The following is a 23110-nucleotide window of genomic DNA, read 5'->3' as shown; positions in this document are numbered from 1 at the left end:
AGCGGCCGCCCCTGACTCAGGGGCCCCCTCCACCAGACGGATTGCCATCATCGGTAGCGCCGAGCCGTGCTCGGCGGAATGTTCCCGCCAACGGCCCGCTGCGCTCGCCGACCATGGGTCGGCGCTACCGCTTTTCCTTTTTCTTTATTACGCGGCGGGCGGCCCCGGAACCTGTCAGGGGCCGGGCGGTGGGGCTGGGCGGGGGCGTTGAGTGCCATGGATGGCACGAAACGAGCGCTACATGGACGTACTTGTGCGCGTCCCCCGACCAGCCCCACCGCCCGGCCCAGGCCTAGATGCACTCCAGCCAGCCGCGAGGGGGTCTCACCCGTTCGACGCCGCCGCTGCCAGCGACCCGGCGCCACGCCGACGCTCGATCAGCACCGACACACCCCACAGCAGCAACCCCGCCGCCGCAGTCGCAGCGCCCACGTAACCGGTGGAGGCGTAGCCGAACCCGCCGCCGATGGCCATGCCGCCCAGCCACGGGCCCAGCGCATTGGCCGTATTGAACGCCGCGTGGTTGGATGCCGCCGCCAGCGTCTGCGCTTCACCGGCGGCATCCATCAGGCGGGTCTGCAGGGCCACGGCCAGCGCGCCCATCGTGCCCACCGCGATGATCGCCGGCACCATCGCCCACGCCGTGTGGGCCGCCAGCGGAAACAGCAGCAGCACCACCACCGACCACGCCAGCAGCACACCGGCCGCGCGGAACTGCAGGCGATCCACCAGCCAGCCGCCCATCATGTTGCCGATGATCGCGCCGACACCGAACAGGCCCACGGCCGCCGGCATCCAGCGCTCGTTGATGCCAGTGACATGCACCAGCGTGGGGGCCAGATAAGTGAAGACGCAGAACATGCCGGCAAAGCCGATCGAGCCGATGGCCAGCGCCAGCCACACCTGGGTGGTGTTGAACGCGCGCAGTTCGCGCATCGGACTGGTGCGCACTTCATTCGGGTCCGGCGCCAGGTGGCGGGCCACCATCACCACCGTGGCCAACGCCAGCAGGCTGACCAGCGCAAACGCGGTACGCCAGGTGAACTGTTGGCCCAGCCAGGTGGTCAACGGATTGCCGACCAGGATGGCGACGGACAGGCCCAGCAGCACCTTGGACACCGCGGCGCCGCGTTGCGCCGGCGGGCTGATCGACGCCGCCACCAGCATGGCAACGCCGAAGTACGCGCCGTGCGGCAGCCCGGCGACGAAGCGCGCCAGCAACATCGTGGGGTAGCTGGGCGCCAGGGCGCTGGCCAGGTTGCCGATGGCATAGAAGCCCATCAGTCCCAGCAACAGGCTGCGACGGCTGATCCCCGCACCGGCGAACGCCAGCACCGGCGCGCCGACGACCACGCCGATCGCATACGCGCTGATCAGGTGGCCGACCTGGGCTTCAGTGATGGACAGGCCGCGGCTGATGTCCAGCATGAGGCCCATGCTGGCGAACTCGCTGGTGCCGATGGCAAACCCGCCCAGCGACAGCGCCAGCAGAATGAAGGTGCGCTGGCGCGGTGTCAGTGTGGCCGCCAGTGAAGAAGTGACGACAGGGGCAGGGGACGGGTTCACGACAATCCGGGGGCATGTAAACGATTGCAGATTGTACTGCTGCGCTGCAGCACGGTCGCGCGTTTTCCGTCCTGTGCGCTGAACGCTGTATTTCCAATAGCCGGCAGAGATCCCGCCGAGCGTGGCTCGGCGCTACCCATGTCGGGCGCAAACAATGTGTCAGCTCCACCGCCCGGCCCACCCAAGCTTGCCCCGCGCGAGCCAGCAAGGCATACTTGGCGGCTTCCTGCGCCCAGCGCGGGAACCCTTGCCCCACCGCCGAACTTACTGCGGGGGGCTGTCCGGCCTAACGGCCACATCCGAAAGGTATATAAACATGAGTCGTCATTACGAAATCGTGTTCCTGGTCCACCCGGACCAGAGCGAGCAGGTCCCGGCCATGATCGAGCGCTACAAGTCGCTGGTCGAGAACGGCAACGGCACCATTCACCGTCTGGAAGACTGGGGCCGTCGTCAGCTGGCTTACCCGATCCAGAACTTGGTGAAGGCCCACTACGTCATGCTGAACATCGAAGTGGACCAGGCCGTGCTGAGCGAGCTGGTGGAAAGCTTCCGCTTCAACGACGCCGTGCTGCGCAACCTGGTCGTCAAGCGCGATGGCCCGGATACCGAGCAGTCGCTGATCATGAAGAGCAAGGACGAGAAGGGCGAAAAGCCCGAGCGTGGCGAGCGTCGTCGTCGTGACGACGAAGAAGGTGAGACCACCACCACCCCCGCCGCTGACACCGATGCCGGCGAAGACGCCGCTTCGGCCGCTTAAGGAGCACTGACATGTCCAAGTTCTTCCGTCGCCGCAAGTTCTGCAAGTTCACGGCCGAAGGTGTCAAGGAGATCGATTACAAGGATCTCAACACCCTGCGCCAGTACCTGACCGAGAACGGCAAGATCGTGCCGAGCCGCGTCACCGGTACCAAGTCGAAGTACCAGCGCCAGCTGGCAACGGCCGTCAAGCGCGCCCGTTTCCTGGCCCTGATCCCGTACACCGACAACCACGACATCTGATGCCGGCGGGCGGCCCCGTGCCGCCCCTCTGCACCTGATATTCGGACAGCCATCCGCTGCGGGGCCTTGCCTCGCTAACGAATACATTCTGGAGTAACACCATGCAGCTGATCCTTCTGCAGAAAGTCACCAACCTCGGCAACCTGGGCGACCTGGTCGACGTGAAGCCGGGCTACGGCCGTAACTTCCTCGTGCCGCAGGGCAAGGCCGTGCCGGCCACCGAGAGCAACAAGGCCGAGTTCGAAGCCAAGCGCGCCGAATACGAAGCCAAGGCAGAGTCGATCCATTCCGACGCCGAAGCCCGCAAGGCCAAGCTGGAAGGCAAGAGCGTCACCATCGGTGCCAACGCTTCGACCGAAGGCAAGCTGTACGGCTCGGTCGGCGCACGCGAAATCGCTGATGCCTTCACCGCTGCTGGCCTGCCGGTCAACAAGAGCGAAGTCATCCTGGGCGAAGGCGCTTTCCGCAACATTGGCGAGTACGACGTCCTGGTGCACCTGCACGCTGACGTTGAGACCACCGTCAAGGTCGTGGTTGAAGCCGAAAAGGCCTGATCCCACGCCGAAAGGCATGGAATCACCAGAACGGGCTCCCGCAAGGGGGCCCGTTTTGCGTTGGGCGGGCGGAAGGCGGATGCCGGGTGGTGCGCGATCACGCGGGCGCGTTCGTACAACACGGCCACATCGGTATACTCGGCGCATGACACCCGTCCGACGGCCCTGACCCAACCGGGCCAAGGGGTTGGCGGGTAAATGCAGGCCGTACCCCGGCCCCAGCCCGGAAACCCTATGCGTCTTTCCACGATCAAGCTGTCTGGCTTCAAGTCCTTCGTCGATCCCACCACGCTGCACCTGCCGACCAACATGACCGGCGTGGTCGGACCGAACGGCTGTGGAAAGTCCAACATCATCGATGCGGTGCGCTGGGTTATGGGCGAAAGCTCGGCCAGCCGGCTGCGTGGTGACTCGCTGACCGATGTGATCTTTGCCGGTTCGTCGGCCCGCAAGCCGGTATCGCAGGCGACGGTCGAGCTCATTTTCGACAACAGCGACCACACCATCTCCGGTGAGTACGCCTCGTTCAACGAGATATCGGTAAAGCGCACCGTCAGCCGCGACGGCAGCAGCAACTATTATCTCAACGGCACCAAGTGCCGCCGCCGCGACATCACCGATCTGTTCCTCGGTACCGGCCTGGGGCCGCGCAGTTATTCCATCATCGAACAGGGCATGATCAGCCAGATCATCGAGGCCCGGCCCGAAGACCTGCGTGTCTACCTGGAAGAAGCCGCCGGCATTTCCAAGTACAAGGAGCGGCGCAAGGAAACCGAGACCCGTATCCGCCACACCCGTGAGAACCTGGATCGGCTGGGTGACCTGCGCGATGAGATCGGCAAGCAGCTCGAGCACTTGAAGCGGCAGGCGCGGCAGGCCGAGCAGTACCAGGCATTGCAGGAAGAACGTCGGGTCAAGGATGCAGAGTGGAAGGCGCTGGAGTTCCGCGGGCTGGACGGGCGCCTGAGCAAGTTGCGCGAAGGGCTGGCGCAGGAAGAAACGCACCTGCAGCAGCTGATCGCCGAACAACGCGAGGCAGAGGCGCGCATCGAGACCTCGCGCGTCCGTCGCGAAGAATCCGCCGATGCCCTCAATGCGGCACAGGCCGAGGTGTATCAGGTGGGCAGTACGCTGGCCCGCCTGGAACAGCAGATCCACCACCAGCGCGAGCTGTCGCAGCGCCTGCACAAGGCGCGCGATGAAACGCAGCAGGCGCTGGCTGAGCTGGGCCACCACATCAGCGGCGACGAGGCGAAGCTGATGGTGCTGCGCGAATCGGTCGATGCCGCGACCCCGCAGCTGGAGCAGTTGCAGGAAGAGAACGAGATCAAGCAGGACAGCCTGCGTGAAGCAGAAGCGCGACTGGCCGACTGGCAGGTGCGTTGGGAGCAGCACACCCGCCAGAGCTCGGAAGCATCGCGCTCCGGCGACGTCGAGCGCACCCGCGTGGACTACCTGGACAAGCAGGTGCTTGAGGCGGATCGTCGTCGTGAGGCCCTGCAGGCCGAGCGTTCGGGACTGGATGTCGATGCCCTCGAAGCGGTGTTCGAGCAGCTGCACGTGCAGCACGACACGCAGAAGAGCGCGCTGGAAGAACTGGGCGAGCAGGTCGAGCTGCGCAAGCAGGAGGTTGCTGCCGTCCAGGAGCAGCAGCGCGGCACCCAGAATGAGCTGGCCGAGCTGCGCAAGCAGGGCAACGGGGTGCGCGGTCGCCTGGCCTCGCTGGAGACCTTGCAGCAGGCCGCACTCGGCCAGGAGCAGGGCGCCGCCGTTGCCTGGTTGAAAGCGCGAGGGCTCGATTCGGGCGCGCGCGTGGGTGAACGCCTGCAGGTCGAGGCGGGCTGGGAAAACGCGGTGGAAAGTGCGCTCGGCCAGTTGATCGAAGGCGTGCTGGTGGATGCACCCGAGCACCTCGTCGAGGCGTTGGGTGAGCTGGGCGAAGGCCGCATCGCGTTGGTTGCCGATGACGATGCGCCGTTGCAGGTCGCCGCCACGTCGCTCGCAGCAAAGGTGACAGGGCCGGCGGCGATCCGTCGCCTGTTGGCCCGCCTGCACGCCGCCGAAGATCTGGCGGACGCGGCACGGCTGCAGGCCACGCTGCCCGAAGGCGATTCCGTGATCACCCGTGGGGGTGAGCGCCTGGGTACAGGCTGGGTGCGTGTGTCGCGCTCCGGTGCCGCCAAGCAGGGCGCGCTGCTGCGCGAACGCGAGATCAACACCCTGCGCGAGCAGATCGAAGTACTGGCGCAGCGCGAGGCGCAGCTGGAACAGTTGCTGGTCGGCTTCCGTGAGCAGCTGCTCGACGCCGAGCAGCAGCGCGAAGACGTGCAGCGGTCGCTGTACCAGATGCACCGCGGCGTTTCCGAGCTCGCTGGCCAGCTGCAGGGCCAGCAGGGCAAGCTGGAGTCGGCGCGTACCCGTATTGATCGCATCGAAGGTGAGCTGAGCCAGCTGCTGGAGACGTTGGACGTCAACCGCGAGCAGGTGCGCGAGGCGCGGGCGCGGTTGGACAGTGCCGTCAACAGCATGGGTGACCTGGAGTCGGTGCGGAACGCCCTTGAAAACGAGAGGCGGCAATTCACCGAAGCGCGCGATCGCGCCCGTGACGCCGCCCGCAGTGTGCGTGAAACGGCGCATTCCCTGGCGCTGACCCTGGAATCACAGCGTGCGCAGGTGGCGTCGCTGAGCCAGGCGCTGGAGCGCATGAGCAACCAGCGCGGCCAGCTGGATTCGCGGTTGGGCGAACTGCATGCGCAGCTGGACGATGGCGATACGCCCGTCGAGTCGTTGCAGGCCGAGCATCAGGCCGCGCTTGAAGCCCGTGTCCGTGCAGATGGCTTGCTGTCGCAGGCCCGCTCGCTGCTGGATGGCATCGATGTGGAGCTGCGCGAGCTGGAGCAGACCCGGCACAAGCGGGACGAGCAGGCCTTGGCCCAGCGCGAAAAGATCTCGCAGCGGCGGCTGGACCAGCAGGCACTGGTGCTCAGCGCCGAGCAGCTTCAGGCGGCCGTGGAAAAGGCCGGGTTCGTGCTGCAGGATGTCATTTCAACCCTGCCGGACGATGCCCGGCTGGGCGACTGGGAACAGACCGTGCAGCAGATCGACGGCCGCATGCGCCGGCTGGAGCCGGTGAACCTTGCGGCCATCCAGGAATACGGCGAAGCCTCCCAGCGCTCGGAGTACCTGGATGCGCAGAACCTGGACCTGACCACCGCGCTGGAAACGCTGGAAGATGCGATCCGCAAGATCGACCGCGAAACCCGTGGCCGCTTCAAGGACACCTTCGACCGGGTCAACGCCGGCGTGCAGGCGCTCTATCCGCGCCTGTTCGGTGGTGGCCATGCCTATCTGGAGCTGACCGGCGAAGACCTGCTTGATACCGGCGTCACCATCATGGCGCGGCCTCCGGGCAAGCGCGTGTCGAGTATTTCGCTGCTGTCCGGCGGTGAAAAGGCGATGACCGCCGTGGCATTGGTGTTTGCGATCTTCCAGCTCAATCCCGCACCGTTCTGCCTGCTGGACGAGGTCGATGCGCCGCTGGACGAAGCCAACGTCGGCCGGCTGGCCAACATGGTGAAAGAGATGAGCGAGAAAGTGCAGTTCCTGTTCGTCAGTCACAACAAAGCCACGATGGAAGCGGCGCACCAGCTTTCCGGCGTCACCATGCGCGAGCCCGGTGTCAGTCGCCTGGTCAGCGTGGACCTGGAAGAGGCGGCGCGGCTGGCAGGCGCGGCCTGATACACGCTCTGCACGGGGGGATCAGGCATTCTTGCCGCCCCCCCGGTGCAAGAAGCCTTGCATCGTGCCATTCTTGTCTGAACGTATTTAGCCGGAGACCCTCTCGAATGTCCGACACCGCACTGCTGCGCATCGGCATCCTCACTGCCGGCCTGCTGTTGATCGCTGCGATCTTCCTGTTTGGCCGACCGAAAAAGAAAACCCAGGGGCGCCGCGTCGAGGGCGAGCCAGGTGGGGACAAATCCGCGCGTCGCGAGCCCGTGCTGGGTGGCGGCGTGCCAGGCGAGGAGGGCGAAGGCCTCCCATCCTCGGGTATGGAAGGCGAACAGCCCGAGCTGGGCCTGTCCGACGCGGATCCGCACGGAAACAGCGATCTGGGCAAGCGGGCCAGCCAGGACTTCGACAAGATCGTGTCGCTGTTCGTGGCCGCGCGTGCGGGTGAAAAGCTGCGCGGCGAAGACATCGTGGTGGCGGCGGAAAAGACCGGTCTGGTGTTCGGCCACATGAATGTGTTCCACCGTCTGGTTGAAGGCCATCCCGAGCGCGGCCCGATCTTCTCCATGGCCAGCATCATGAAGCCGGGTAGCTTCGACATGGGCACCATCCGCGAGATGGAGACCCCGGCAATCGCCTTCTTCCTGACGCTTCCCGCCCCGCTGACCGCGCTGGATGCCTGGGAAAAGATGCTGCCGACCGTGCAGCGCATGGCCGAGCTGCTGGACGCGGTGGTGCTGGATGACGGGCGCAATGCGCTGGGTCGCCAGCGCATCGCGCACATCCGTGACGACCTGCGTGCGTACGACCGCCAGCATCAGGCACCGCCGCTGACCAAGACGCCGCGCTGGTAAGCAGGGCGCTGACAGGGGAGGCGGGCTGCTGTGCTCGCCGTCCCTGGGTCAACGCTGCAAACGCCTGCACATCACGGACTGCACCGTGTCATGGCGGCCGGTGGCGGTAGAATCTCTGCCTGTCCAAGACCCACCGGATCTGCATGAACGTTACTCCCGCCGAGCGCATCGAAGCGCTGCGCCGTCAGCTTGCCAGTGCCAATGCGGCCTACAGCGAGCGCGATGAACTGCTGATCCCGGACGCGGATTACGATGCGCTGATGCGTGAGTTGCAGGGGCTGGAGCAGGCGCATCCTGAGCTTGCCGCTGCGGATTCGCCCAGCAGTACGGTGGGCGGACGACCCTCATCGCGCTTCGCCGAAGTCACCCACGCCCTGCCCATGCTGTCGCTGGGCAATGCCTTCAGTGACGAAGAGGTTGCCGATTTCGTGCGCCGTATCAGCGAGCGCCTGCGTCGCCCGGCGCTGCACTTTTCAGCAGAGCCGAAGCTGGATGGGCTGGCCATCAGCCTGCGCTTCGAAGACGGCCACTTCGTCCAGGGCGCGACCCGGGGCGATGGCAGCAAGGGAGAGGACGTAACCGCCAACCTGCGGCAGATCCGTGACATCCCGCACCAGCTGCAGGGCAGCGGCTGGCCCGCGGTGCTGGAAGTACGTGGCGAGGTCTACATGGCACGCGCGGACTTCGAGGCCTTCAACGAACGCGCACGACAGCAGGGCGGCAAGGTGCTGGCCAATCCACGCAACGGGGCAGCCGGCTCGCTGCGCCAGCTCGACCCGAAGATCAGCGCGCAACGACGGCTGAGTTTCTTCGCCTACGGCACCGGCCAGGTTGAAGGCGGGGAGCTGCCCGACACCCATTCGCAGACGTTGCAGCAGTTGCACGGCTGGGGCTTCCCGGTCAGCGAACTGTGCAAGGTGGTGAGCGGGACCGAGGGCCTGCTCGCGTATTACCGCGACATCGGCGCGCGCCGCGATGGGCTGGCATTCGATATCGATGGGGTCGTGTACAAGCTGGATGATCGCGAAGGGCAGCAGGCCATGGGCTTTGTCGCCCGCGCCCCGCGCTGGGCGATCGCACACAAGTTCCCCGCGCAGGAACAGAGCACGACGGTCGAGGCGATCGAGATACAGATCGGCCGCACCGGCGCCGCCACACCGGTCGCGCGTCTGGCACCGGTCGCTGTGGCCGGAGTGATCGTGTCCAACGCCACGCTGCACAACGCCGACCAGATCGCGCGGCTGGATGTACGGGTTGGCGACAGCGTGATCGTGCGCCGCGCGGGCGACGTGATTCCCGAAGTGGTGAGCGTCATCGCCGACCGCCGACCTGCCGGTACGGTGCCGTGGACCATGCCCACCGTGTGCCCGGTCTGCGGATCGGAGATCGTGCGCGAAGAGGGCGCCGCCGCGTGGCGCTGCTCTGGCGAACTGAGCTGCCCGGCACAACGCAAGGAAGCCATCGCGCACTTCGCCTCACGACGCGCGATGGACATCGACGGCCTGGGCGGCAAGTACATCGAGACCCTGGTGGATGCGGGCATCGTACGCAGCGTCGCCGATCTGTACCGGCTGACCCGCGACACCCTGCTGCAGCTGAAGCTGGTGCTCGATGCCGAAGATCCCTCTGCGCTGGCGGCCAGCTATCAGCCGCATCTGCCGCCAGAAGGCAGCAGCGCGGTACTCAATTCCGCGATGAAGCTCGACGGTGGCGATGCAGGCTGGCGTGCGCAGGCGCTCGCGCAGCCCGTAGCGTTTACCTGGAACACGAAGAAGATCGCCACGCGCTGGGCCGACAATCTGGTCGCCGCGATTGACGCCAGCCGTGACGCTACGCTGGAGCGCCTGCTGTTCGCACTCGGCATCGAACACGTGGGCGAGAGCACCGCCAAGGCGCTGGCACAGTGGTATGGCGAGCTCGAGCTGATCCGCCACCTGCCGTGGCCGCTGTTCAAGCGGGTGCCGGATATCGGCGGCGAAGTAGCACGTTCGCTGGGACATTTCTTCGAACAGGCAGGCAACCAGCAGGCCATCGATGACCTGCTGCAGGTGGGTCAGGTGCGCATCACCGATGCCCATCCGCCCAGCGCGAAGCTGCGCGAAGGACTGGATAGTGCACAGCTGCTGGTGGAAGCGGAGATTCCCGGCATCACCCGGCTGCGTGCCGAAAAGCTGGTGGCCGCGCTCGGCAACGCGCAGTCCGTGCTCGACGCCGAGCATGGCCAGCTGGTCAATGCCGGGCTGCCGGATGACACGGCCCGCGCCGTGGCTACCTGGCTGGACAGCGAAGGCCATGGCGAGATGTTGTTGAAGGCCGAACAGGCGATGCGCGAGATCCTGCAGAAGGCGCCGACGCAGGTGCAGCAGGCCGCTGGACCCCTGGACGGGCAGACTGCAGTGCTCACCGGCACGCTGACCGCGTTGACCCGCGACGCGGCGAAAGAGCGGCTGGAAGCGCTGGGTGCCAAGGTCGCAGGCAGTGTGTCGAAGAAGACCAGCTTCGTGGTGGCCGGCACCGAGGCCGGGTCGAAGCTGGAGAAGGCGCAGTCGCTGGGCGTACCGGTCTGGGACGAAGACCAGCTGCTGGCGTTCCTTGCCACACACGAATGACGGATACAGGCCGGGCCGATGCCCGGTCGCCCCCTTGAAGGAGACTTGCATGCAGACCGCCCCCCTGGATTTCCGCCTGGCCACGCGTGCCGACGAGGCGCAGCTGATCGAGCTGATGCGCGCGTTCTACCTCGAAGACCAGATCGAGTTCGATGATGCGCGCGTGCGCCGTGGCGTGGATGCGCTGCTGGCCGATCCCCGTAACGGCGAGGTGCTGATGCTGCTGGACGAGCACGGCGCGGTAGGTGGCTATGTGGTGATCGCGATGGGGTTCAGCCTGGAGCAGGGCGGGCACTTCGCGCTGCTGGATGAACTGTATCTCGCTCCCGGCGTACGCGGCCGTGGGCGCGGCAAGCAGGCGCTGGCGATTGTCGAGCAGCGCGCACGCGGGCGTGGCGTCGGCCGCTTGCGCCTGGAAGTGAACCGCCACAACGAGCTGGCGCGCCGCCTGTACACCGCCACCGGTTACATCGACGACACGCGCGACCTGATGACGCTGCCGCTGGACCACCCGCGCGACGGCGTGCTGTGAGCCCCTTGCTGCACGCGCTGCGGCAGCGCGCCGCGCTCAATGCGCTCATCAGGCACTTCTTCGCCGAACACGCTGTGCTGGAAGTGGAGACCCCGATCCTGTCGGCGGCCGGCAACACCGAGCCGAACATCGACAGCTTCCACACCGATTTCAGCGGCCATCGCGATGCCGGCGTGCGCCGGCGCTGGCTGCGTACCTCGCCGGAGTTTCCGCTCAAGCGTCTGCTGGCTGCAGGCGTGGGTGACTGCTACGAACTGGGGCGCGTTTTCCGCAACGGGGAAGCAGGCGGGCGGCACAACCCCGAGTTCACCATGCTGGAGTGGTATCGCATCGGCTGGGATCATCATGGACTGCTGGTGGAAACCGCCGCACTGGTGAATCAGGCGCTCGCGCTGGTGGGACGGCAGGCGACGCTGCAGGTCATCGATTACCGGTCGCTGTACCAGCAGCGCGTGGGCGTTGACCCCTTCGAGGACAGCATCGAGCAGTTGCGGCAGCCACTGGCCGACATCGCCATCGATCCCGCCGGCCTGGGGCGTGACGACTGGCTGGACCTGCTGATGACCCATTGCATCCAGCCGCGTTTCGACGACGCGGTCATGACCGTGGTGCACGACTGGCCGGCATCGCAGGCCGCGCTGGCCCGCATCCGCCCCGGTACGCCTGCGCTGGCCGAACGCTTCGAGCTGTATCTCGGTCCGGTCGAGCTGGCCAACGGGTACCACGAGCTGGGCGATGCGCACGAACAGCGCGCACGGTTCGAGGCCGACCATGTGCGCAGGCAGGCGCGCGGTGACGTATTGCCGCCGCTGGACGACGCATTGCTGGCCGCCCTGCCGGCAATGCCGGCCTGCGCAGGCGTGGCGGTGGGGGTGGACCGGCTGCTGATGGCGATGGCGCAGACCCCGCGCATCGCCGACGTGCTGGCGTTTGATTTCAGCCGTGCCTGAACGACGTGTTTTACGCTTGCGGCGCGCGCGTGATGATGCTCTTATCACGCCGGTTGCCGCATGGTGGCAAGTGAATCGCGATTACAGGCGGGGTTGTCGTTGAACAAGCTGTTGGCAAGCACGGGGGCCTCGATGGGCGCGCTGCTGCTCTGGACCGCGTTGCTGCCTTCGGCGGCCGCGGCGCCGGGGCAGGGCGGCTATGCCGGCGAAGTGGTGCGCTGCCAGTCCCGCGATCTGGAGTGGAAGCATTGCGATATGGACGTCAGCGGAGGCGTTGAACTGGTCCGCCAGCTGTCTGACAACGCGTGCGTGCGCGGCAGCGAGTGGGGCACTGATCGTTCAGGTGTGTGGGTCACCCTCGGCTGCCGGGGCGAGTTCCGCGCGCGCGGTAACGCAGCGCCTGCGGTCGAAGGGGCCGCGCCCAGACTGGTGCGCCGCGTCGTGCGTTGCGAATCCAACGGCCGCCCGCAGAGCTGCCCGGTGCGTCTGGAAGGGGCGCCGGTGCGCCTGCTGCGGCAGAACTCGCGCATGCCTTGCCGCGAAGGCCACAGCTGGGGCTACCGGCGCAACGAAATCTGGACCACCCGTGGCTGCGAGGGCGACTTCGAGATCGGCGCGGAAGACGGCGGCGGCTTCGTCGACGTGCCGCGCCGGTTGACCTGCGAATCCAAGGACCGGCGCAAACGCTTCTGCGGGGCCACCATCAGCACCGGCGCGAACATGGTCCGCCAGCTGTCCGGCAGCCCCTGCGTGGAAGGCCGCAGCTGGGGTTGGGACAAGCGCGGGGTGTGGGTGGACGATGGCTGCCGCGCCGAGTTCTCGGTGAACTGAGCGCGCATTACAATGGGCGCATGAACGCGCCTACCGATATCGATTACGCCCGCTACGACCACATCCGTCCGATCCTGTGGACCGGCGATGCCCTGCAACTGCTGGATCAGCGCAAGCTGCCCTTCGTGGTGGAGCACGTGGCCTGCACCACCAGCGACGACGTCGCCGCGGCGATCCATGCGCTGACCGTGCGCGGCGCACCCGCCATCGGCATCGCCGCCGCGTGGGGCGTCGTGCTTGCCGCCCGCGAGGTGGACGCCGACGACGGCGCGCAGGCGCTGATGAAGCTGGAGCCTGCGCTGCAACGCCTCAATGCGTCGCGGCCGACAGCGGTCAACCTCGCGTGGGCCCTGGCCCGCATGCGGCGCGTGCTGGCCGGAGCCGATGGCCAGTGGAAGCAGGTGCTGGAGGCTGAAGCCGAAGCGATCGCCACCGAAGACCTCGCGGCCAACCGCCACATGGGGGCATTGGGTGCCGGCCTGATCGAGCCCGGCAGCGGCGTGCTGACCCATTGCAACACTGGTTCGCTGGCCACGGCCGGCTTCGGTACGGCCCTCGGGGTGATTCGTGCCGGCATGGCGCAGGAGCGCATCGCGCGCGTGTTCGCCGGTGAAACACGGCCATGGCTGCAGGGCGCCCGGCTGACGGTGTGGGAACTCCAGCAGGACGGTATCGAAGCCACCCTCATTGCCGATTCGGCCGCCTCGCACCTGATGAAAACCGGTGCGGTGCAGTGGGTGATCGTGGGCGCAGACCGCATCTGTGCCAACGGCGATACCGCCAACAAGATCGGCACCTATCAGCTGGCGATCGCCGCGCGCCACCACGGCGTCAAGTTCATGGTGGTGGCACCGTCCTCGACGGTCGACATGGATACCGCTGATGGCACCGAGATCGAGATCGAGCAGCGTGACCCGGGTGAGCTGTACGGTGTCGGTGGCACGCGCACGGTGGCAGAGGGCATCGCCGCCTGGAACCCGGTGTTCGATGTCACGCCGGGTGAGCTGATCGATGCCATCGTCACCGAGCGCGGCGTCATTCTGGCCCCGTCGGTGGCGAGCATGCAGGCCGCTTTCGGCCGCTGATGGGCCGAGCTCGCTCCGATCATCGCGAACCGGTCCCTAAGTTGCTGATTTCTTCGGGTAAAAACCGGCTGAACAGGGGCGGAAAAGGCTGTGTTGTGGTAGACTCCGTCAGTTAATCGAGATTCCGTCGCTGCCGCTCCGCAAGGGCTGGCGCGACGGACTGGACCGCTACCAGACAACGGAACCCGAATGGCAGAATCCGCCAAGGAAATCATCCAGGTAAATCTGGAAGACGAGATGCGCAAGAGCTACCTCGATTACGCGATGAGCGTGATCGTGGGGCGCGCATTGCCTGATGCGCGCGACGGCCTCAAGCCCGTGCATCGCCGTGTGCTGTTCGCGATGAATGAGTTGAACGCGCACAGCAACAAGCCTTACTTCAAGTCGGCCCGTATCGTCGGTGACGTCATCGGTAAGTACCATCCGCATGGCGATCAGTCGGTGTACGACACGCTGGTGCGCATGGCACAGCCGTTCTCGCTGCGCTACATGCTGGTCGATGGCCAAGGCAACTTCGGTTCCGTCGACGGTGACTCCGCCGCGGCCATGCGTTACACCGAAGCCCGCATGTCCAAGCTCACCCATGAACTCATGGCTGACCTGGACAAGGAAACGGTCAATTTCCAGCCCAACTACGACGAAAAGGAACTCGAACCGACGGTCATGCCGACCCGGTTCCCGAACCTGCTGGTCAACGGCTCGGCCGGTATCGCCGTGGGCATGGCGACCAACATCCCGCCGCACAATCTCACCGAGTCCATCAACGCCTGCATCGCGTTGATCGATAATCCGGAGATCGATGTCGACGGGCTGATGGAATACATCCCGGGCCCGGATTTCCCCACCGCCGGCATCGTCAACGGCACGGCCGGCATCATCGCCGGTTACCGTACCGGGCGTGGCCGCGTGCGCATCCGCGCCAAGGCGGCCGTGGAAGTGGCCGACAACGGCCGCGAATCCATCATCGTCACTGAAATCCCGTACCAGGTGAACAAGGCGCGTCTGATCGAGAAGATCGCCGAGCTGGTCAAGGAAAAGAAACTCGAAGGCATCAGCGAACTGCGCGATGAGTCCGACAAGGACGGCATGCGCATCTTCATCGAGATCAAGCGCGGCGAGTCGGCGGAAGTTGTGTTGAACAACCTCTACCAGCAGACCCAGATGGAATCGGTGTTCGGCATCAACATGGTGGCGCTGGTCGACGGCCGTCCGCAGTTGATGAACCTCAAGCAGATGCTCGAGGCGTTCGTCCGCCACCGCCGTGAAGTGGTCACCCGCCGCACCGTGTTCGAGCTGCGCAAGGCGCGCGCCCGTGCCCACGTGCTGGAAGGCTTGACCGTTGCACTGGCCAACATCGACGAGATGATCGAGCTGATCAAGAGCTCGGCCAATCCGAACGAAGCCCGCGAGCGCATGCTGACGCGCGTGTGGGATCCGGGTCTGGTGGGTTCGCTGCTGGGCGCTGCCGGCGCCGAAGCATCGCGCCCGGAAGACCTGCCCAAGGGCGTGGGCCTGATCGAAGGCGGCTACCAGCTGACCGAGATCCAGGCGACGCAGATCCTGGAAATGCGCCTGCACCGCCTGACCGGGCTGGAGCAGGACAGGCTGACCGACGAGTACAAGCAGTTGCTGGAAGTGATCGCCGGGCTGATCCACATCCTGGAGAACCCGGACCGCCTGCTGGAGGTCATCCGCGAAGAGCTGATCAACGTGCGCGAAGAGTTCGGCGACGAACGACGCACCGAAATCCGCCACAGCGAAGAAGACCTGGACATCCTCGACCTCATCGCGCCGGAAGACGTGGTGGTCACGCTGTCCCATGCCGGCTACGCCAAGCGCCAGCCGGTCAGTGCATACCGGGCACAGCGCCGTGGCGGCCGTGGCCGCAGTGCCGCGTCGACGAAAGAAGAGGATTTCATCGAGCAGCTCTGGCTGGTCAACACCCATGACACGCTGCTGACCTTCACCAGCGCCGGCAAGGTGTTCTGGCTGCCGGTGCACCAGTTGCCGGAGGCCGGCTCCAATGCCCGTGGCCGCCCGATCATCAACTGGATTCCGCTGGAGCCGGGTGAACGCGTGCAGGCCGTATTGCCGGTGCGCGAGTACACCGAAGGCCAGTTCGTGTTCTTCGCCACCCGCAACGGCACGGTGAAGAAGACGCCGCTCAGTGAGTTCGCGTTCCGTCTTGCGCGCGGCAAGATCGCCATCAACCTCGACGAGGGCGATGCCCTGGTCGGCGTCGGGTTGACCGACGGTGTGCGGGACATCCTGCTTTTCGCATCGAATGGCAAGACCGTGCGCTTCGGTGAAGACAAGGTCCGCTCGATGGGCCGCACCGCCACCGGCGTGCGCGGCATCAAGATGCCCAAGGGCGAGGAAGTCGTCAGCCTGATCGTCGCAGAGAGTGCCGGCGTCGTTGAGGAAGAGATCGAGGACGACAGCACCGTCGAAGACACCAGCGTGGAGAGCGCAGACGTCGTGGTCGACGTCGGTGACGAGGCCGGCATGCAGTTCATCCTGACCGCCACCGAGAACGGCTACGGCAAGCGCACGCCGCTGCCGGAGTATCCGCGCAAGGGTCGCGGCACGCAGGGCGTGATCGGCATCCAGACCAGTGAACGCAACGGCAAGCTGGTCGCTGCGGTGCTGATGGGACCGGCCGACGAAGTGCTGCTGATCTCCGACGGCGGTACCCTGGTGCGTACGCGCGGCTCGGAAATCAGCCGTGTCGGCCGCAACACCCAGGGTGTCACCCTGATTCGTCTGTCGAAGGAAGAGAAACTGCAGGCCGTCGAGCGGATGGATGCCTTCATCGAAGCGGAGGAGCTGGACGTGGCGGTCGACACCCCCACCGAAGCGCCCACTGCCCCGGTGCCAAGCGACGAGCCACCGCAGGAGTGATGATCGAAGAACGCCGGCCGCAAGCCGGCGTTTTTCGTTACACCGGCCGCATGTAGACGGTAGAGCCGACTTCAGTCGGCTGCCGTTCGCCGGAAACCCAACGCAGCAGGTAGAGCCGACTTCAGTCGGCTGCCGTCCGCCGGAAACCCAACGCAGCAGGTAGAGCCGACTTCAGTCGGCTGCCGTCCGCAGGAAGCCCAACCGCAGCAGGTAGAGCCGACTTCAGTCGGCTGCCGTCCGCAGGAAGCCCAACCGCAGCAGGTAGAGCCGACTTCAGTCGGCTGCCGTTCGCCGACTAGTGAACCAGCCGACTGAAGTCGGCTCTACCCCCCGCCGTCGCCACTCACGGTGCATCTCTCACCCCACTTACCGCTGTGCCCCGATTCCGTGCACGCCCGGTGCTGCCCACCATGGACAGCATGTCCAGCCCACGGCTCCACCTCGGTCGCCACTCTTCCCTCGGCAACGTCTACGCCGTCACCACGATCTGTCGCCACCGCGCGCCGCTGTTCCTTGACCCCGCCAACTCGGCCATCATCAGGGAGGTCATCGCGTCGCTCGACGTCCGAGGCGTCACCAGTACGTTCGCATGGGTTGCCATGCCAGACCATCTGCACTGGCTCTTCCAACTGCAGCAAGGATCGCTGGCGCAGTGCATGCAATCCATGAAAGGGCGGAGCAGTCTGCAGATCAATCGGCAGAGAGGCGGGGGCGGCGCGATATGGCAACCGGGGTATCACGACCACGCCGTCCGAGCAGACGCATCGCTGCACAAGCACGCCCGCTACATCCTGGCCAACCCCATCCGCGCAGGTCTCGCCACCACCCTCGGCGAATACCCACACACCTGGTGCCGATGGACGCTCCAAGAAATAGACGACTCCCAGGCACCCGTAATGTGACCGCAGCAGGTAGAGCCGGCTTCAGCCCGCTGCCGTCCGCGTGGTGTCACGCAAGCCGACTGAAGTCGGCTCTACCCCTCCGCCGGCCGTTCGCGCGGTCACACAAGCCGACTGAAGTCGGCTCTACCCCCCCCGCCGGCCGTCCGCGCGTTGTCACGGAAGCCGACTGAAGTCGGCTCTACCCCCACCGGCCGCATCGGTAGAGCCGGCTTCAGCCGGCTGCCGTTGGCGCCTAGGTCGGTACCCGCACCATCTTCTTCAGCAGATGATCCACCACCCCCAGCGGGTCGGCGGTACGGCCGACATGCGTGCTCGACATCTGCACCACTGAGCTGCGTTTTGCCGTCAGAAAGTGGAAACGGGCCCGGGCCGGAAGTTGTGCGATCGGTCCGGCATTGGCGTCGCCGCGGCAGATGGCCACGATGGCGTCCAACCACGGCTGCAGGTCCTGAAGTTCCAGCGTCGGTGCGAATGCACGCAAGCGCGCCGGATCGATCTCAATTGCGGCTTCCAGGTGCTGGGCGCCGGGGCAGGACACGATCACACCGACATTGATGAACTCCTCGCGGTCGACCCGGGGTACCACGCGGATCACCGCGTAGTCATACGTGTGCAGCGTGGGCACGGATGGCCTCCTGGACGAAGGCGGCGCGGACGCGCAGGCGATGGACGAAATAGTCGACGTAAGCTTGTCGGTACATCGCCGGGGTCGGGAAAGCCGGCTCGTTGACCAGCCAGGCATCGGGCACCAGGGCCACGATGCGCTCGATCTCCTGCGGCGGCAGGCGCGCCGCCAACGCCTCGTCAACATCGGCAATGCATGAGGCAAACGGTAACAGCACGTGGTCACGGATCAGCACGAACGGCTTCGTGCAGGCTTCACCCGCACTGTCCCAGTCGTGGTGGAAGTACATCGCTGCACCATGGTCGATCAGGTACAGCTTGCGATGCCAGACCATCAGGTTGGGATTGCGCGCAGTACGATCCACGTTGCTGGTGAACGCATCGAACCAGACGATGCGCGAAGCCAGATCCGCCTCGACGGGCATGGCCGCAGGATCGTAATTGATGGCCCCGGGAAGATAATCACTTCCCAGATTCAGCCCCTCACTGGCGCGAATCAGTTCCTGGATTTCCGGATCGGGTTCGGTGCGGGCGAACTCGCGGTCCAGCTCGACGAACAGGATCTCCGGAATAGGCAGGTCCAGCGTTCTGGCAAGCTCGCCAGCAATCAGTTCGGCAATGAGCGCCTTGGGGCCTTGCCCGGCACCGCGGAACTTGAGTACCACCATCCCGTCATCGTCGGTCTCGACGATGGCGGGCAGCGATCCCCCTTCGCGCAGCGGGGTGACGTAACGCAGGGCGTGCACGGTGCGCACGGCAGGTTCCTTGGGCGGGGGACCGCAAGATTACCGCAAGGGCGATGATCCAAGCATGCCCAGGTAGCGCCGAGCCGTGCTCGGCGGAGTGGGCGGAGGGAACGGGGTGTGAGCAGCCGACTAACGTCGGCTCTACGCTGTCATGCACGGCGGTTCGGCAGCAGAGCGGCGACGATGCCGAGCAGCGGCAGGAAGGAGATCAGCTGGTACACGTGCACGATACCGGTGTGGTCGGCCAGCACGCCGAGCACGGCGGCGCCCAGTCCGCCCATGCCGAAGGCGAAGCCGAAGAACAAGCCGGACACGGTGCCGATGCGATGCGGCATCAGTTCCTGCGCATACACCAGGATCGCCGAGAACGCAGAAGACAGCACAAAGCCGATGATCACCGCCAGCACGCCGGTCCATGCCAGGTCCACATACGGCAGGGCGAGGGCGAACGGCGCCACGCCGAGGATGGAGGCCCAGATCACCGGCTTGCGGCCGATGCGGTCGCCCACCGGACCGCCGATCAAGGTGCCTGCAGCAGACGCCAGCAGGAACGCGAACAGATGCATCTGTGCGCTCTGCACGGACACATGGAACTTCTGTATCAGGAAGAACGTGTAGTAGCTGCTCAGGCCGGCGATGTAGAAGTACTTGCTGAAGATCAGCACCAGCAGGATGCCGATCACCCAGCGCACCGTGCGGGCAGGAAGCACCTCCGCCGATGCGGCAGGGTCTGCGGAACGCGGCCGCTGTGGTTCCGCTGCCACGCTGGCCAAGTGCTGCTGATACCACCGGCTGACATAGGTCAGCAGTGCGATGCCGATCAGCGCTGCGCCGGCAAACCACGCCACACTGGTACGCCCGTTGGGAACGATCACTGCCGCCGCCAGCAACGGACCGATCGCGGTGCCGGTGTTGCCGCCGACCTGGAACACCGACTGTGACAGGCCATGCCGACCACCAGAAGCCAAGCGCGCGATGCGCGAGGATTCAGGGTGGAAGATCGCCGACCCGATACCCACCAACATGGCAGCTGCCAGCACCAGCGTGAAGCTGGGGGCATAGGCCAGCAACAGCAGACCACAGAGCGTGGACACCATGCCGAAGGGCAGGGAGTAGGGGGCGGGACGACGGTCCGTGCGCAGCCCGATGAGCGGTTGGAACAGCGACGCAGTCAGCTGGTAGGTGAGGGTGATCAGGCCGATCTGGGCGAAGCTGAGATGGAACTGCCCCTTCAGGATCGGATACAGCGCCAGGATCAGCGACTGCATCATGTCGTTGACCAGATGCGAGCCGGTGATCGCGGCAAGGACGCCGCCAATCAGGCGACGGCGCGGTGCAGCGACGGAGGATGACAAGGAAGGGGTGGTGCTGGACATGGGCGCGCTGCATCAGCGGGGGGAGCCGCATGGTAAAGTCGCCGCCGAAGTCCCTCCCGCGCGATATGGTCATGGATCATCGAGAAAAGGACAGCTCGGCGCCCGCCGGTCAGGGACGTCCCCTGCCGATAGGCCTGTCCACGGCGGTGTCCTGCCGAGCGCGCAACTATCAGGCCGATACCGTCATCCCGCTGCACCATCACCCGGATCGGCACCAACTGGTCTATGCCGAAAGCGGGGTGCTGGTGGTGCATGCCGGCACGGGTCGCTGGGTGGTGCCCAGCACGCGCGCGATCTGGATGCCTGCCGGGGTCGGGCATCGGGTCGATTGCCTGGGGCCGGTGCGCATGCGCAGCCTGTACATCGCGCCACAGGCGATGCCGCATGCGGCCGCCGAGGCGTCCACCGTGTCGATCACCCCATTGCTGGCCGCGCTGATCCACGCCGCGGTCGAGGTGCCCCAGCCCTACGCGCCAGACTCCCGTGACGGCCGGCTCATGCAGTTGATCATTGATGAATTGCAGACCCTTCCCGTGCTGCCGCTGCACCTGCCCGAACCCCGCGATCCACGCCTGCGGCGCATTGCACGCCACTGGGAGCGCACGCCCCACGATGTCTCGACCCTGCAGGACTGGGCGCAGCGCCTGCAGATCGACGTCAAGACCATCCAGCGTCTGTGCGCGCGCGAGTTGGGCATGACGTTCGGGCAGTGGCGGCAGCAGGCGCGCCTTCTGCGTGCGTTGGAACGGCTGGCGCAGGGCGGCAAGGTGATCGATGTCGCCCTGGCATTGGGGTATGACAGCCCCAGTGCGTTTGCCAGCATGTTCAAGAAGCGGTTCGGCCTCAGTCCGAGCCAGTTTTTTCGCTGACGCATTACCGCCGTTGGTAGAGCCGGCTTCAGCCGGCGCCGCTATTGGTAGAGCCGGCTTCAGCCGGCTGGCTCGGTGCAGCCGACTGAAGTCGGCTCTACCCGGGCGGGGTGGGTGCAGCGCTTGGTAGAGCCGGCTTCAGCCGGCTGGTTCGGTGCAGCCGACTGAAGTCGGCTCTACCCGTGAGCTCTACCCGTCGGCTGCCGGGGTGTGGGCGCGGATGTGGTCTATCAGTGCGCGCAGCTTCGCCGGCGGATTGTGGCGGCTTGGAAAATACAGAAAGAAGCCCGGGAAGGGCGGCAGGTAGTCGTCCAGCATCGTCACCAGTTCGCCGCGCGCGATATACGGGGCGAAGGTTTCTTCCATGCCGAAGGTGATGCCCCCGCCGGACAGGGCGGTACGGACCATCAGCAACATGTCGTTGGTGGTCAGCTGCGGGGATACGGTGACGTCGAACGCGCGGCCGCCCTCGGCGAACTCCCAGCGATAGGGCGCTGCTTCCGGCGCGGGTCGCCAGCCGATGCAGCGGTGGCGGGAGAGCTCGCCGGGATGCGTGGGAACGCCATGCTCCGCGACATAGCCGGGCGAGGCGACGACGACCTCGCGCTGTGGACCGGTAAGCGCGATGGCCACCATGTCCTGTTCGATCACCTCACCCAGCCGCACACCCGCATCGAAGCCGGCCGCCACGATGTCCGATGGCGCGTCGGTGACGGTGACATCCAGCGTGATGCCGGGATGCGTCTGCAGGAAGTCGGATATCAGCGGCCCGGACAGGAAGCGCTCGGCGATGGAGGTCACTGCAACGCGCAGCAGGCCGCGTGGCTCGCCCACACTGGCGGCATCTTCGAGTGCCGAGGCAACAAGGTTCAAGGGCGCGGCGATCTGGCCGAGCAGCCGCTCGCCGGCTTCGGTCAGCCGCACGCTGCGGGTGGAGCGCTGCACCAGCGCGATGCCCAGGCCGTCCTCCAGTCGCCGGATGCCTTGGCTCACCGCAGAGCGGGTCACGCCCAGGCGGTCAGCCGCCGCACGGAAGTTGCCTCCCTCGGCAACGGCAAGGAACAGGCGCAGCAGGTTGAGATCGGTGTCCATTGGTTACCGATACTAACCACTCTGTCCAGCGGGCGGGGAGTTCTCTGGACACTGCCGCGCTCGTAGGGTGGCTGCTCTTCCACGAAGTCACCACAGGAGTTCGCCATGAACCAGATTCAGGACAAGATCGTGCTCATCACCGGGGCCAGCAGCGGGATCGGCGAGGCCACCGCGCGGCTGCTTGCGCAGCAGGGCGCGACGGTGGTGCTGGGGGCGCGCCGCATCGATCGGTTGCAGGCGCTGGTGACCGAGATCCAGGCTGCCGGCGGAACCGCGATGGCGCTGGCGTTGGATGTCACCGATCGAACGCAGACGGCGGATTTCGTCCAGTGTGCCGTGGAGACCTACGGGCGGGTGGACGTGATCATCAACAACGCAGGGGTCATGCCGCTGTCCCCGTTGGCGTCGTTGAAGCTGGATGAGTGGGATCGCATGATCGACGTCAACATCCGCGGGGTGCTGCACGGGATCGCAGCGGTGCTGCCGCAGATGCAGGCGCAGGGCCATGGGCAGGTGATCAACATTGCCTCCATCGGGGCGCATGCGGTTTCACCGACGGCGGCGGTCTACTGCGCAACCAAGTACGCGGTCTGGGCGATCTCCGAGGGGTTGCGGCAGGAGAGTCCGTCGATACGGGTGACCACCATCAGCCCGGGGGTCACCACGTCCGAACTGGCGGACAGTATTTCCGATGCGCAGGGCCGCGAGGAAATGAGGGCGTTCCGCGCGACGGCGATCCCGGCCGAAGCAGTGGCACGTGCGATCGCGTTTGCGGTGGCGCAGCCGGCTGATGTGGATACCAGTGAGATCATCGTCCGTCCGACCGCCAGTCCGCATTGATTTCCGCACGTACGCTGTGAGGAACCGAGACCCGCAGCCCGCACG

19 protein-coding genes are annotated in these 23110 nt (G+C 66.0%); 14 read left to right on the top strand and 5 right to left on the bottom strand.

Annotation, left to right across the window (positions count from 1 at the left end; all coding sequences use genetic code 11):
• Window positions 1-324: 324 nt before the first annotated feature.
• Window positions 325-1566: an MFS transporter gene (locus tag IFT65_RS02925; RefSeq protein ID WP_192079999.1), complete on the bottom strand. Its 1242-nt coding sequence runs from the start codon at window positions 1564-1566 to the stop codon at window positions 325-327.
• Between the two features lie 316 nt (window positions 1567-1882).
• On the opposite strand from IFT65_RS02925, the gene rpsF reads away from it, so the two are divergent.
• The 12 genes from rpsF to IFT65_RS02865 all read left to right on the top strand — a co-directional run bounded on the left by rpsF (window position 1883) and on the right by IFT65_RS02865 (window position 17518).
• Window positions 1883-2326, top strand: coding sequence for a 30S ribosomal protein S6 (gene rpsF / locus IFT65_RS02920; protein ID WP_188326922.1), 444 nt, complete (start codon window positions 1883-1885; stop codon window positions 2324-2326).
• Window positions 2327-2337: 11 nt separating this feature from the next.
• A complete protein-coding gene (rpsR, locus tag IFT65_RS02915) occupies window positions 2338-2568 on the top strand; it encodes a 30S ribosomal protein S18 (protein ID WP_005926280.1) in 231 nt (76 codons plus the stop codon).
• 101 nt (window positions 2569-2669) lie between these two features.
• Window positions 2670-3122 (top strand): 50S ribosomal protein L9, encoded by a 453-nt coding sequence (gene rplI / locus IFT65_RS02910; RefSeq protein WP_188326923.1) that lies wholly within the window; start codon window positions 2670-2672, stop codon window positions 3120-3122.
• Window positions 3123-3356: 234 nt separating this feature from the next.
• Complete coding sequence (smc, locus tag IFT65_RS02905; protein WP_192079997.1) at window positions 3357-6860, top strand: chromosome segregation protein SMC; 3504 nt, start codon at window positions 3357-3359, stop codon at window positions 6858-6860.
• A gap of 107 nt (window positions 6861-6967) precedes the next feature.
• Window positions 6968-7708, top strand: a complete 741-nt coding sequence (gene zipA / locus IFT65_RS02900; protein WP_188326925.1) for a cell division protein ZipA — start codon at window positions 6968-6970, stop codon at window positions 7706-7708.
• A gap of 143 nt (window positions 7709-7851) precedes the next feature.
• Window positions 7852-10317 (top strand): NAD-dependent DNA ligase LigA, encoded by a 2466-nt coding sequence (gene ligA, locus IFT65_RS02895; RefSeq protein ID WP_192079995.1) that lies wholly within the window; start codon window positions 7852-7854, stop codon window positions 10315-10317.
• Window positions 10318-10366: 49 nt separating this feature from the next.
• On the top strand, window positions 10367-10849 hold the full coding sequence (locus IFT65_RS02890; RefSeq protein WP_192079993.1) for a GNAT family N-acetyltransferase: 483 nt from the start codon (window positions 10367-10369) through the stop codon (window positions 10847-10849).
• A gap of 5 nt (window positions 10850-10854) precedes the next feature.
• Window positions 10855-11799 carry an EF-P lysine aminoacylase EpmA gene (gene epmA, locus IFT65_RS02885; RefSeq protein WP_192080149.1) on the top strand — a complete coding sequence of 315 codons (945 nt, stop codon included), beginning with the start codon at window positions 10855-10857 and terminating at the stop codon, window positions 11797-11799.
• Between the two features lie 132 nt (window positions 11800-11931).
• Window positions 11932-12630 (top strand): DUF3011 domain-containing protein, encoded by a 699-nt coding sequence (locus tag IFT65_RS02880; RefSeq protein ID WP_192080147.1) that lies wholly within the window; start codon window positions 11932-11934, stop codon window positions 12628-12630.
• 20 nt (window positions 12631-12650) lie between these two features.
• On the top strand, window positions 12651-13715 hold the full coding sequence (gene mtnA, locus IFT65_RS02875; protein ID WP_192079991.1) for an S-methyl-5-thioribose-1-phosphate isomerase: 1065 nt from the start codon (window positions 12651-12653) through the stop codon (window positions 13713-13715).
• A gap of 189 nt (window positions 13716-13904) precedes the next feature.
• Window positions 13905-16616, top strand: coding sequence for a DNA gyrase subunit A (gyrA, locus tag IFT65_RS02870; protein WP_192079989.1), 2712 nt, complete (start codon window positions 13905-13907; stop codon window positions 16614-16616).
• A gap of 410 nt (window positions 16617-17026) precedes the next feature.
• Window positions 17027-17518, top strand: a complete 492-nt coding sequence (locus tag IFT65_RS02865; RefSeq protein ID WP_342365835.1) for a transposase — start codon at window positions 17027-17029, stop codon at window positions 17516-17518.
• 232 nt (window positions 17519-17750) lie between these two features.
• Here the strand turns inward: IFT65_RS02865 and IFT65_RS02860 are convergent, their stop codons facing one another.
• The 3 genes from IFT65_RS02860 to IFT65_RS02850 all read right to left on the bottom strand — a co-directional run bounded on the left by IFT65_RS02860 (window position 17751) and on the right by IFT65_RS02850 (window position 20264).
• The gene (locus IFT65_RS02860) at window positions 17751-18143 is read right to left on the bottom strand and encodes a DUF3037 domain-containing protein (protein WP_192079987.1); all 393 of its coding nucleotides are present in this window, start codon (window positions 18141-18143) and stop codon (window positions 17751-17753) included.
• Entirely contained in the window at window positions 18121-18897 is a 777-nt protein-coding gene (locus IFT65_RS02855; RefSeq protein ID WP_192079986.1) for a HipA family kinase, read from the bottom strand. Before IFT65_RS02855 ends, IFT65_RS02860 begins: the two co-directional genes overlap by 23 nt.
• 140 nt (window positions 18898-19037) lie before the next feature.
• The gene (locus tag IFT65_RS02850; RefSeq protein WP_192079985.1) at window positions 19038-20264 is read right to left on the bottom strand and encodes an MFS transporter; all 1227 of its coding nucleotides are present in this window, start codon (window positions 20262-20264) and stop codon (window positions 19038-19040) included.
• 71 nt (window positions 20265-20335) lie between these two features.
• Here IFT65_RS02850 and IFT65_RS02845 point away from each other — a divergent pair, with 71 nt between their 5' ends.
• Window positions 20336-21133: a helix-turn-helix transcriptional regulator gene (locus IFT65_RS02845; protein ID WP_192079984.1), complete on the top strand. Its 798-nt coding sequence runs from the start codon at window positions 20336-20338 to the stop codon at window positions 21131-21133.
• A 189-nt stretch (window positions 21134-21322) separates the two neighbouring features.
• On the opposite strand, the gene IFT65_RS02840 is transcribed toward IFT65_RS02845, so the two are convergent.
• Entirely contained in the window at window positions 21323-22225 is a 903-nt protein-coding gene (locus IFT65_RS02840) for a LysR family transcriptional regulator (protein WP_192079982.1), read from the bottom strand.
• Window positions 22226-22330: 105 nt separating this feature from the next.
• Here IFT65_RS02840 and IFT65_RS02835 point away from each other — a divergent pair, with 105 nt between their 5' ends.
• Window positions 22331-23065 carry an SDR family oxidoreductase gene (locus tag IFT65_RS02835; protein WP_192079981.1) on the top strand — a complete coding sequence of 245 codons (735 nt, stop codon included), beginning with the start codon at window positions 22331-22333 and terminating at the stop codon, window positions 23063-23065.
• Window positions 23066-23110: the final 45 nt, after the last annotated feature.

Origin of the sequence: Stenotrophomonas sp. CFBP 13725, assembly GCF_014841935.1 — a bacterium.
GTDB lineage: Bacteria > Pseudomonadota > Gammaproteobacteria > Xanthomonadales > Xanthomonadaceae > Stenotrophomonas.
The sequence above is the reverse complement of the archived record's forward strand: the minus strand, read 5'-3'. Positions and strand labels throughout refer to the sequence as shown.